Annotated in this window: 12 protein-coding genes; 3 read left to right on the top strand and 9 right to left on the bottom strand. The window is 61.0% G+C overall.

The window, feature by feature from the left end:
• Complete coding sequence (locus tag GSQ89_RS18790; protein ID WP_158928014.1) at positions 1-1440, bottom strand: oligosaccharide flippase family protein; 1440 nt, start codon at positions 1438-1440, stop codon at positions 1-3.
• A gap of 730 nt (positions 1441-2170) precedes the next feature.
• Here GSQ89_RS18790 and GSQ89_RS18795 point away from each other — a divergent pair.
• The 3 genes from GSQ89_RS18795 (at position 2171) to GSQ89_RS18805 (ending at position 5672) form a co-directional block, all read left to right on the top strand.
• Entirely contained in the window at positions 2171-2983 is an 813-nt protein-coding gene (locus GSQ89_RS18795) for a hypothetical protein (RefSeq protein WP_158928016.1), read from the top strand.
• 47 nt (positions 2984-3030) lie between these two features.
• Entirely contained in the window at positions 3031-4212 is a 1182-nt protein-coding gene (glf, locus tag GSQ89_RS18800) for a UDP-galactopyranose mutase (RefSeq protein WP_158928018.1), read from the top strand.
• Positions 4213-4337: 125 nt separating this feature from the next.
• Complete coding sequence (locus GSQ89_RS18805; protein WP_254073277.1) at positions 4338-5672, top strand: outer membrane beta-barrel protein; 1335 nt, start codon at positions 4338-4340, stop codon at positions 5670-5672.
• A 289-nt stretch (positions 5673-5961) separates the two neighbouring features.
• On the opposite strand, the gene GSQ89_RS18810 is transcribed toward GSQ89_RS18805, so the two are convergent.
• The 8 genes from GSQ89_RS18810 to GSQ89_RS18845 form a co-directional block, all read right to left on the bottom strand.
• The gene (locus tag GSQ89_RS18810) at positions 5962-6174 is read right to left on the bottom strand and encodes a hypothetical protein (RefSeq protein ID WP_158928022.1); all 213 of its coding nucleotides are present in this window, start codon (positions 6172-6174) and stop codon (positions 5962-5964) included.
• 323 nt (positions 6175-6497) lie between these two features.
• The gene (locus GSQ89_RS18815; protein ID WP_158928024.1) at positions 6498-6689 is read right to left on the bottom strand and encodes a hypothetical protein; all 192 of its coding nucleotides are present in this window, start codon (positions 6687-6689) and stop codon (positions 6498-6500) included.
• A gap of 128 nt (positions 6690-6817) precedes the next feature.
• A complete protein-coding gene (locus GSQ89_RS18820; RefSeq protein WP_158928026.1) occupies positions 6818-7138 on the bottom strand; it encodes a hypothetical protein in 321 nt (106 codons plus the stop codon).
• A gap of 105 nt (positions 7139-7243) precedes the next feature.
• Positions 7244-7867, bottom strand: a complete 624-nt coding sequence (locus GSQ89_RS18825; protein WP_158928028.1) for a polysaccharide biosynthesis/export family protein — start codon at positions 7865-7867, stop codon at positions 7244-7246.
• On the bottom strand, positions 7864-8739 hold the full coding sequence (locus tag GSQ89_RS18830) for a transglycosylase SLT domain-containing protein (protein ID WP_158928030.1): 876 nt from the start codon (positions 8737-8739) through the stop codon (positions 7864-7866). Before GSQ89_RS18830 ends, GSQ89_RS18825 begins: the two co-directional genes overlap by 4 nt.
• Before the next feature lie 10 nt (positions 8740-8749).
• Entirely contained in the window at positions 8750-9844 is a 1095-nt protein-coding gene (locus tag GSQ89_RS18835; RefSeq protein ID WP_158928032.1) for a glycosyltransferase family 1 protein, read from the bottom strand.
• Positions 9841-11307, bottom strand: a complete 1467-nt coding sequence (locus tag GSQ89_RS18840; protein WP_158928034.1) for a hypothetical protein — start codon at positions 11305-11307, stop codon at positions 9841-9843. The genes GSQ89_RS18835 and GSQ89_RS18840 overlap by 4 nt, the downstream gene beginning before the upstream one ends.
• 7 nt (positions 11308-11314) lie before the next feature.
• Positions 11315-12242 (bottom strand): CpsD/CapB family tyrosine-protein kinase (locus GSQ89_RS18845; protein ID WP_371734273.1); only part of this gene is annotated, 928 nt, incomplete at its 5' end.

Here is a 12242-nt window from a genome sequence, read left to right on the forward strand (position 1 = left end):
CTACTGAAGGCGGCGCAAATCCGCGGCGAAGTGCATCAGGTCAATACGCAACAGGCGTAGGACCATCACATAGACAATGGCGCCCACGCCCCCGCCGCTCATCACCATGCCGAGGGCGGATTCCGATACCAGGGGCAGAAGCGGGACCAGGTGGACAACGCCGGCCGCTGGGATGATCGCAAAAATACAACGTATGGCGAAATCGATGACCGGCGGTCCGGGCACTTCCGGACATTTTCGCAGAAGCATGCTCAATATCACGGTCTCGTCCACCAAGGTGGCCCAGGCAGCACCCTCAGCCCCACAATAAGGTATCAGGATCGCATTGAGCAGAACGCCCGTTCCGGCGCCAACGGCCATTACCCGAAGGAACGCATTCTGCCGGCCTATTGCCAGCATCGACGTCCCGAAACCAATATTCAGGGCGACGACCAAGGCGTTCAGCAGCAGCACGACAACAGTCTGCGACGCGGGCAGATAGGCGGGTCCAAAAACAAGTGTGAGAATATGTGGGGTCAGCAAGCACCCGAATACGGTGGTGGGGACTGCGCAAACGATAATGCCCTTCAGGAAGAGCTCCATCGACCGCTCGCGTTCCGCGACTTGCGTCGTCAAATTGGCAATGCGCGGCATGAACAGTGTGGCGATCAGATTGGGGGCAGCAATAGCAAGGATGAACAGTTTCCAACCCGCACTGAAGAAACCAACTTCGGTGGCGTTGCGTGTCAGGCCAAGCATCACGATGTGCGTGTTGTAGGTGATGGTTATCATCAACAACGACCAAAAAAAAGACGTCGAACCCCGGATGACCTGGAAGTCTGTTCGGCTGGGCAGTCGGATACGCGGAATGCCGAACTCGGCCGCATAGTGCGTTAGCAGCGCTAGATTGGTCATCATCTGTGTGCCGACAGCGATACAGACCGCGAACACAAGGTCGTCGGGGTTTTGGACCAGCCAGAGTATGCCCAAAACATTGACCAGGCTGGCCACAATCTCCCGCCACGCGACCAGCCGCATGCGTTGCAGCCCCTGGTAGACGCAGGTCAGCCCGATCGCTGAACTGAACAGGTTGGCACCTTGGATCAGCACCACCGTCCGCGCTATCGCGCTGGTTTGCAGCAGGGACATGCTGCCAAACAGAAGGATGATCATCCCAGCCGCCAGCAACAGGCGCATCGCAATGACACTGTTGACCAGTGATCGTAATCGCGAACTGTCGGCCGCGATCTCTCGTGTCAGATACGTCTCAAAACCCCAATTCACCACAATGAGAAAATACGAGACGTATGACGCCGCGAAACTGTTGACGCCGAAATTCTCGGCCCCCAGCGCATGAGCCAGACGGCTTGTCGCGACCAGATTCAAACACAGTGCCCCGGCGCGGGCTGCTCCCAGATAGCAAAGATTGGAAAATAGCGATTCCGTTCGTCGCAGCGGCATGCACAGTGCTCCGGTCAGGCTGTAAGTAAAAGACCGGGCAAGCCAGGTCGCCGAACAGACATAAAATAGGTCATCCTCATTTTATATATAGAAGCTCCCGGGCGAAATGGTCTTTGATCGATGTCGGGTATCTGATGCAGGTCGGATCCAAACATACCGACTCCGTTACAATAGGGCGCGACCGATGGTCGGGCCTGAAGCGTGCCCGCAAAGTGGGATGAAGAGAGCCGTGCCGTCCATAATCAAAAAGGCTGATCCCCAGTACAAAGGGATGCTGTGACGCGACCGGTTCCGGTATTGCACCGATCAGGCGGGATGAGACACGATTGGGCGCTGGCGATCAGCAGGCAACCATGCAAACGAGCATATTAATGATCCGGAATGCCTATTAGTACGACTACAATCTTCCGGCGACTTGTCTGCATGATTGGCAAGGACGGCTCCGCTGGCGGGCCGATCAAGAATTTCTGACATGATACTTAAAGGACCTCTGATCGTGAATGGCGAGCGACAAACGGGAAGCCTCGGAGGTCTAACCTGGAACGACGTGCTGCCAACCAAAATGCCACCACCGAACCAGGCTCGGTCTGCCGGTCAGGAGCGCACATTCGTGCTGTCTAGAGCCTATGGCATGGTAAGGAACGGGTGGGACGCCGCCAGCACCTATTCCCGACTGCACGACCGCGTCTCATTCCACGACCGCCGAACCGACGCGCCCGTCCTGGTCTGCATGCTGGCAGGCTACAAACCCGATCTTTGGCGCTTCGTCATGCCGCGCTTCCGCGCCGCGCTTCCGGAAGCCGATATATGCATAGTCTCGCCGGGCCTGCGCCATGACGATCTCGCCGACCTCTGTCGCCGTGAAAGATGGAGTTACCTGAGTACGGCAACCAACGATGTCGCGTTGGCGCAGAACGTTTGCTATCGCCTGCACAACTCAGCGAAGATGATCGTCAAGCTCGACGAAGACATGTTCCTGTTGCCTGATACCATCAATGAGCTGTTGGCCGCGTATCGCGACATCAAAGCGCAGGGCGTGGTGGATCCCGGGTTCGTCGCGCCGATGATTCCGCTAAATGGGTTCTGTTACCGTTATCTGCTCGAAATGCTGGGGCTGCTCGACGACTACGAAGCAGCCTTCGGTCGGGCGCAGCTCGCAACGTCGGGTCTTCCCGTCCACACCGATCCCGCGGCGGCACGGTGGATATGGGAGCGGACGGCGCCACTCGCGGCAACAGCGGCTCGCCTCAATTCGTTGGAACGGCGTGTCCTTCTCTGTCCGATCCAGTTCAGTATCGGTCTGATCGCCTTCGAGCGCGAGTTCTGGCAGCAGATCGGGTCCTTTGTGGTACATCGCCACCGTTTGCTCGCCGGCCTCAGCACACTCGGGGGCGACGAGGCCTATCTTTGTGCGCGGGCGGTAGAGACGTCCCGGCCCGCGGTCGTAACGACGGCCGCACTGGCCGGCCACTTCTCCTTTGGGCCGCAGTATGCGGGGTTGAAAGCCCTGCTCGACGAGCGGCCAGAACTGTTCAGCGCGTAACCAGGTCGCATCGGCGACACCACCGCCTCCAACGGAGACCGCAAGCTATGCCACGCTGGGATTGGTTGATTGTCGGCGCCGGGTTCACCGGTGCGGTATTGGCCGAACGGATCGCGAGCCAGCTCGACCAGTCGGTGCTCGTTATCGACCGGCGGGGCCACATCGCCGGTAACGCCTATGACAGTCCGGAGAACGGACTGCTGGTGCATCGCTACGGGCCACACATTTTCCACACCAACAGCGAACGCGTGTGGACGTATCTCAGCCGGTTCACGACCTGGCGCCCCTACTTCCACCACGTCCTTGGCATGGTCGACGGCCGTCACGTGCCGATCCCGTTCAACCTCAACTCCATCCTGGCGCTGTTTCCGCCGCGGATGGCCGACCGGTTGTGCGAAACCCTGGTCGATCGGTTCGGCTTCGGCCAAAAAGTGCCTATCCTGAAGCTTCGCGCCGAGGCGGACTCCGAACTCCGTTTTCTCGCCGACTACGTGTACGCCAACGTCTTCGAGGGTTACACGCTCAAACAGTGGGGCATGCGGCCCGAGGATCTCGCCCCGAGTGTCACGGCACGGGTCCCGGTTTTCGTCAGCCGCGACGACCGCTACTTCCAGGACCGCTATCAGGCGATGCCGCGGGATGGCTACACGGCGCTGTTCAAACGGCTGCTCGATCACCCGCGCATCACCGTGGAACTCAACACGGAATACAAAGACGCAGCGCCGGCCGTTCGGCACGACCGCACCGTGTTTACCGGACCGATCGACGAATTCTTCGATTTCGCCGAGGGACCGCTGCCCTACCGCAGCATTCGCTTCGAACGTCGTCGGGAAGCGCGAACGGACGGACTGCCGGTCGGCACGGTCAATTACCCCAATGAGTTCGATTTCACCCGCATCTCCGACCAACGGCACCTGAGCGGTAGGCCCGACGCCGAACCTTTGCTCATCACCGAATATCCGGAGCCTTACACCCTGGGCGTGAACGAGCCGTATTATCCGATCCCGAGCACGGCAACCGCCGACCTTCTGAACCGATACCTGACAACCGCCGCGACCCTTGAAGGGCGCGTGTTTTTCGCGGGACGGCTCGGCGATTATGCCTATTACAACATGGATCAGGCCTGCGCCCGAGCGCTGGCGCTGTTCGAGAAGCGAATCGCGCCGCTTGCGGCCGGCGGGCTTGCGGCATGCCAGACCGAACGAAATCTGATCGCGTTTTCCGGCTGACCACGACGTCGCACGATCTTTGTTTTGGCGCACCATTGCGGGATTGCCGGCAGCCCGGGGCTGACGGAGCTTGCGTTCGAAACAGCCTTCGATATTGTATTATATTGAATTTACGTGTGCTCGAGATGCTGTTTTTCCGATTCCGTCATTGTTCAAGGCGCCGTTCCGGTTCGGCCCTGCCGTTGCTGGCAGGCTTTGTGCTGACGGCATGGCCAATGGCGCTGCGTGCGCAGAGCATCGACACCTATTTTCCGTCCGGTGTCGGAGGTTACGACGAGCAACTGGGGGTGACTGTCCAGTCGCGGGCACGTCCCTTGTACGCGGCCCCGGGCATCAACCTGGATGGTTTCAATATCCAGCCCAAGCTCGATCAATCCTTATTCTATAACTCCAATCCGATCGGTACGTCTGGTCAGGGGACGTGGGGGTCCAGCACCACCGCATCGGTCACCGCCGGATCGCTCTGGTCACGCAACAGCCTGGGTCTGTCGCTCGGCGTCGATACGTTCCGGTATTTTTCGCTGCCGACATTGAACCACACCAACTGGAACATTGGGGTGGGTGGCGGCTACACGATCGGGGACAGCCAGCTTGTACTGGCTTATTCACATCAATCCTACGCTCAACTTGGCACCAGCCTCGGAACGGTGCAGACTCAGACTCCCATCCTCGACGCAATCGATTCGGCCCAGCTCAGCTACACATTCAATTTCAGCCGTTTTTCGGTTACCCCGGATGTCAGTGCCACCAGTTACCGGTTTGGCACCGCGACGGTGCTCGGTATTCCCCTGAACCAGCAATATCTCGATCGGAACGCCCTGGCGGCCGGCGTAACCACCCGGTATGCGATGAGCGACGAAGGCGGATTGCTGCTCGTCGTGCGCGGCGTCGATAGCACGTACACCAACCCGCAGCCCGGTGTGCCCAGCAACGACTCCAAAAATTTCCTCCTGCTGGCCGGGCTTGATTATCAAGCAAAGGGTGTCTGGCGCTACCGGCTGTTGGCCGGCGTGGAAATGAGCACATTTGCAGCGGCGCAATATACCACCAATACATCACCGACCGTGCAGGCGAGTGTAATCTGGACTCCAACCGGCACCGTAACCCTCACCGGCACCCTGACTCGTTCCGTTCAGGCTCCCCAATCCGCGGGAACAAACGGCTTTGTTCTGACGAGCGCAAATCTGATCGCCGATTATGAGTTCAGACGCAATATCCTGCTTCAGGCACGGGGTGGCCTACAATATGCGCAATACCTCCAAGGGGGCGCGCAAACCAATTTCACCTTGGGCGCGGGTGTCAGTTGGCTGTTGAACCGCAATTTGCGGCTCTCGCTCGATTACGACACCACCGTGCAGTCAGGCACCACGACTTTTTCGACGCCTATCAATCCCAACACGCTCGTCTCGGGCCAGTATAATCAAAGCCTGCTGGCGTTGACGTTACACGTGGCGTTTTAGGGCCCGCCGGGAAATAAACGAATCGTCTGGCGAGCGCCGCCAGCCTCTCGTCGTCATGGCGGGCCTGCGCCCGCCATGACGAGGCTGGGCGACCGTCACGCGCGTAAAGGCTGAATCCCGACGCCCCAGATCTCGCCACGAGGTGATAATACCGCACCGCGGCGCCAAGGCCCGGCGGTATATTCATCGGATCGCCCTGCAGAAGCACATAATCCACCGGAATCCCGGCGGCACGCTCGAACGACGGTATATCCGCGACCTCTATCGCGCCTCCCCAGCAGTCCGGCGCCTAGTGGAAAATCAATTGTTGAGGGTCCAGACCGGGACGGGCAGCAATCGGATAGTCGACATCCGCCACTACCCGATGGATCGGTATCTGCTCACGCAGCGCGGATCCAATCACCACGGCATTGAGTATGCCTGTGCAGGCGACGATGACTATGCGCGTTTTCACGGTCCATGGATGAACAGCGCAGATCAGCAGGGCCGCCAGGAACGGCAACAGGACCATCCGCCGTATGTGCGTCCACCCGCCTCCGGCGACATTCGGAAAAGCGGCAACCCGCACGAGCCCACTTGCGACCAGCAGGCCGTACCGGACGGTATCGAGGCGAGAGGCCGGATCGATACGCCACCAGCGAAGACGTCCGATCGCGGCTGCGAACGTTGCGCCAATGATGAGGACCGCGATACCCCGCGCCGCCAACACTGTTGGAGGACCGTTTGTCGCGCGGCACCCGGACCACGCAGGGTTTCGTGATGGACCTGTCTCGCCAGGAATTGGATCACGAGAAGCAATGCGGGCAGCGTGGAAAGAACAACCGGCTAATTGCGTGCCACCAGCGCGCGCAGGCTGACGCCGTTCATCGCATCGTTCATGAAACTGGGGGCAAGCCAGCATATCGTGAAGACAATCCCCAGGAGGAGGCCGCCCGGATGAGACAGGAAGGCAATGACCAACGCCGCCCCAGAGCCAACCCACCAATAGCCCCCTTCCCGCTCGGCCCGTACAAGCATCCCGAACGCCAGCAACCCTGCCGAGAGAGAGACAGAGAGTAGTTATATAGACCGAGAAAAAAACATCTCGTTCAGTGACATCGCCACCATCACGCCGACCCATGCCAAGGTCTGCGCACGGAGCGTGTTCATGACAACCAGCCCACGAGGGGAAGACTGACGAGGCACATTGCCTGCAAGATGGTCTCGGCCCAATCAGCACCAACAATGGCAATCGCCGGTCCGGCGATAAGATAGCCAATTAGATTCGGATCTAGCGCGCGGTTGATGACATAAACATGGGCTTGCAGGGGACCTGCAAGCCCGAACCAGAACATTCGGGCGAAGCTCATATGAACAGGCCCGTCATTCGTCGCAAACGGGCCGATGGATACCAGGCACCCCACGCAAGCCGCAAGCGCCAGAAAGATGGCGGCCCGTTCAACACGCAGCGCTGCACGGACTGTCACTATTGGCCGCGGTCCTAAGGACCGGGAACCTGTGGTCATTCCTACCACCGTCACGCGGCGTCCGTATGACGGTCGGTGCCGCCAAACATCATCTTGCACCGGCCGTCAGAAATATCGTTCGAAAATATCGATGACGTCGCCGGGCCGCACCTCCATGCCGCGCGGCACGCGCCCTTCGACCGAATGCCCGTCGCTGGTGCGCAAAATGGATGCGTATCCAGTCTCGGCCCGGTACGAGAATCCGCCGGCGATCGCGACCGCGGTCAGCACCGTCATCCCCGGCTGATACGGGTATTCGCCGGGCTTGCTGACCTCACCCAGGATGAACACTGGCCGGTATTGCAGAACTTCAACCGAGACGCTGGGATTAAGCAGGACTTTCTTGACCGTAAGTTGCTTGGCAATGCTTTGCTCCAACTCGGTCGTTGTCAGTCCATTGGCCGGAATGGTCCCAAGCAGAGGGATCGCGATATCGCCCCGATCGTTGACCCTGAACTGTCCGGTGAGTCGCTCCTCGCCAAAGGTGATGATGCGCACGTCTTCACCAACGCCAAGCCGGTAGGGTCCGGCCGGTGTGGCCTGCAGAGGCGGCAGACCGGACCCCGGCGAGCACGCGGCCAGCAGCAGGCACACCGCCGCTACGCCGGCTTTGGCGGACCGGAATGGTCTCTTGGCAGAAGAGTGGGCAACCTCCGTTTCTGGCGCCCGGATCGGAATTGATCGCGTCATTGAACTCTCCCTACGTTAGATAATAAGTACGATGAGCCGGCGTATCGCCGCGGCGGTTGTCGTGGTGACGGGGACGACTGTGCTTGACGGGTTGCAGACATATGCAACAAGACGCTCCAGTCGTGCGTGGGCGGACCCGCGGGTGCCGGGTCGTTGCCGGCGAACGTCGCGCGCCACGCGTCACCGAGGCGATCCAAGGTGGTCGGCGGCTTCGGTTTTGCGGACCAGGTCAGTGTTTGGCCGCCCAGCACTCTGTCAACCCGATCTCGATACGATGTTGCGAGTGCGACCGTTTGGGAATGATAGAACCCTTCGGCCTGCCGCCAGTCGCCCGCCGCGGCGTAGAGCTGGAGCAGAAAACGGGCCGCGTAGTCGGCATTGCGCTCCGGATCAAAGGCGTCCTCAAGGGTTGTGAAGGCGTGGGGATGATAGAAAAGGTTGACTTGCAGGCATCCAGTGTCGATCGACGTGACGCCGCGCGCCATGGCGTCTTCGACCCATCGGACCGCCTGCACTTTGCTATCGAAATAAATGCCCCTGCCCTCGGCCTGCACCGTCCAGGGCCACGGCTCAACCCGATTCACGGTCGGGTCGAATCGGCCGGACTCCACCTTGCTGATGGCGAACAGCAGCCCCGAAGGCAGCCGGTGGCGGGCTTCCGCCGTCCGCACGGCGGCTTTGCAGAGCGTCTCCGGCCGCGCGGGGTCGGGCAAGGTTGGTTGCGCCTGGAGGTCCCCCACCGGCGGCGTGAGCAGCACTTGCCGTTGGGTGTCTGGCGGCCCTGACCAAGCCGGACAGGTCGATGCGATCAACAGGGCCGCGACCCACAGGCATCGAGCGAAAAGCGGCAGGCCGGTTGTTGAAAAGGGCATCTGCCGAGCCCTACCGAACGCGTCTCACGGCATCACCCAACCTGCGCGCCGAAGCATCCCAACTCAGACCGGTGGTGCGAACCCAACCGCGCGCCCGCAGCATGTCGGCAAGGCCAGGTTCGTCCAGCAGGCGCTCGATCGCATCGACGATCGTCTGTTTTCTCGCGTTGTCGAAGTAAAGCGCGCTATCGCCGCAAATTTCCTCGACAGCGTTGCCGCCCGCCGCGAGAACCGGACAGCCACAGGCCATCGCTTCCACGGGTGGCAGCCCGAAGCCCTCATAACGGGATGGGAACAATAAGCATACGGCATTTTCGTAAAGCGCGCGCAATTCGGCATCGCTGACGCGGCCCAGCCGGCGTTCGGCAAAACCGAGCCCGTCAATACCCTGGAACACAGCAGCCTGGGACGCGCCGGCGACGGCGATCGCCATGCCACGCCGTTCCAGCGCCGCGGCTGCGCCCTGCAGCGTAGAAAGGTTCTTGTGCGCCACGCGATTGCTGACAACCAGGGCAAATTGCCGCGGCCGCAGGCCATGCCGCTCCAGCACGCTGGGATCGGCCTGCGCGCGAAGGATGTGGTCGGCGCCTTCGTACACGACCACGATGCGCTCGGGATCGAGGCCCAGCCGCGCGACGATGCGGTCGCGGGAGAATTTCGAAACCGTGGCCACCTGGGCACCGGTCCGCACCAGGCAATGCTGCAGCGCCTTGTACCAGGCGCGGAACCGCAGCGAATACGACTCCGGCGTATCGAACACGCCAGCATCATGGATGACCACCACTTGCCGCTGTCCGGTCAGCATCGGCCCGGTATTGCCGAGATTGAGAAGGACGCCGTCGCGTGAGGCACCGGGCAATTCCGTCTGTTCCCACAGGTGGCCCCGCAGTCGTCCCACCTCCTGGAGTTGAAGTCGCTTGAAGGATGACGCGATGCCGACGCCGGCATCCGCTCCCGCCATCCTGGGCGTCAATACAATCGTCCTGGGCCACTCGCTGCCAGCCATCAGCCGATCTATCGCGGCCGTTATTTCCAGCGAAAAACGCTGCACTCCGCTCACCGATTGCCCGAGGAACCGGCCGTTGAGAAATACTGCCCGCGTCATCTTAAGAAGCTCCCCTGCGCGACGACCGCGGCTGCCTTTGCACTGGTCGTCGGTAGCGATCCGGATCGCCTGACCCGACCCGACGCATGTCGATCGGACTCGATTGACATGCGTGCGGAGACACCAATCACGCAGCCGAGTTGCAGAAAGAACGCCAGCGAAGCAATGGTTGGCGCCGAGAACAGCGCCGCGGTGAACTGACCGCAAAGCGCCGCGGAGAACCCGTCCACCAAAAGATGTCCGGTATGATTTCGTCCAGCGGCCTTGCCGCGGAGCACGAGCCGCGTTGTGCGCAGACCCAGCCACAGCACGGCCACAACGCCGAAGACTCCCGCGTTTGCCAGCAAGCCGGGAATCAGGCTTGAACTGCGGAAGCTTCCCCAACCGACCCCAAGACCATAGGTCTTCGTCACCGTATCCAATGCCGCCAGATCGGTTCCCGTCCGTTCGGAAAATGAATCGCTGTCGCTTTTGGTAAGGGTGGAGTCCACCACGGAACTCACGGCATTGAGTAGCGCCGGTTTCATGATCAACACCGGCGTGACTGCGATAAGACCACTCAACATCAGCACGCCGCCCGTTTTACCCAGCCGGGCGAGCGCCTGGCCGTCCGCTCGTGCCGCGGTAAAGATCAGGATCAGGGGCAGACCGACCGCAAGAGTCAGAATCCCGGTGGTCGAAGTGGACAGCAGCATCGCCAGGATCGCCAGTGCGAGCAGCCAGGTCATGTGCATCATCTGATGGCCATGGGCCGTCAGCCACAGGCAGCAGAAGCAAAGGCCGGAAAGATAAAAGGCGAGGCCAGCCGGTTCCGAGAACGGACCCTGGATCCGCGGAACCGAGCCCACCAATTGCTCAACGATGGCCCAGCTTGGATTTGAGTAGAGAATCTCGGTGGGAAAAGGGAGGCCTGCGATACGAGAAGCGAATTGCCAGAAGGCGAGCCCAACCACGACATAGCCGCCAAGCAGATAGGCGCTCATGATGCTGCGATAAGGAATCGCCGGCCGCGTCATGAACAGTGCGGTCGCCGTGGCAACGACAGCGTTCATCGCCAGGTAAAGCGGCTGGGTAACATTGCCCGCACTAAAAGCGAGTGGCACAAAGCCCGGCTGCAGTGGATCATTTTTCTGCGGCGCGACCATGATGGTTCCAGCGAACGCGTCCGGCAACACCACCACCGAGAGCACTGCGTAGCCGAGTAACGCAAGCAACGGCGTCAGTGCCCAGAAGACCGAGGCTTCGGCAGAATAGCGCATGCCCAGCGCGTATTGTGCCACGATAAACGTCAGGAACATCAGGCCGGGGACCAGAGCGGTTGGCAAACCGAAGGCGCCGATCACCATTGCTGCTCCAGCCTCGAACACAGCGGCGACGAATGCCAACTGCAGAAGCCGGACGGGGTTCATCGCCCAGATCAGGGTGAGCGGCACGAGGGCGAGGCCCAGAATGGTCGGGTGCATGCCCTGATCAGCTCCGGGCCGCTCGGTCGATGTGGTAGCCTTCGTAATGACTGAAGGCAAACGACATGCGACCGGTCGAAATCGCCGCCGTGCGCCGATTAACGCGGGTCATTATCGCACCCATGACATTGGCGCGGCTCTCATACAGTAACCGCAGCGCATCCCGAGCGGCGGTACGGGGCGTTTTCTCCCAACGGACAATCATCAGCGTCGCATCGACCTGTGGCGCCAGGACCAACGCGTCAGCCACGGGCAGAACCGGTGGCGTATCCAGCACGATCAGGTCGTAGCGTTTCCGAACCGCGACGAGGAAGGCGGACATGCTGCGCGAAGCAAGCTGCTCCTGCGGGTCGTGGTTTGTGCGGCCCGCGGTAATCACGTTCAGCCGCGGCGCCGGTTCGTGCATAACGCTCCAGGTATCACCGAGCAGATCGCCGGCGAGTATCTCGTTCAGGCCCGGCGCGGATGGCAGGCCGAACGTTTTGGAGATCACAGGGCAACCGAAGTCGCAATCAACAAGCAGCACGCGCCAGCCCGCCGCCGCGGCATTGCGAGCGAATGATGCGGCGAAGAACGATTTGCCGTCCTTGGGCAAGGCGGAGGTGACCATGACAAGCTTGGGTCGCCCTTCACCCAAGGCACGCATCTGGCCGCGCAGCTTGTCGATTGACGCGTTGAAAATGATCGCGGCTTTGCCCTTACGCCGCTTTTGCAATGCTCTAAACGAAACATCCGGGACGATCGCGATGAGCGGCAGGCCGAGTGTTGCCTCAAGTTGCTCGGGCAGGCTGAAGCCGCCGCGGAGCCGCTCCAAGACGCAGGCGAGCGCGACGCCGACCACCAACGACAGCACAGCCGCGACCCCAAGCATCCGCGTACTCTGCGGTGCCGACGGGCCCAGCGGCGGTTGCGCCGCCGATACCAGCGAGGCGGCC

The organism is Acidisphaera sp. S103 (assembly GCF_009765975.1).
Classification (GTDB): Bacteria; Pseudomonadota; Alphaproteobacteria; order Acetobacterales; family Acetobacteraceae; genus Rhodopila.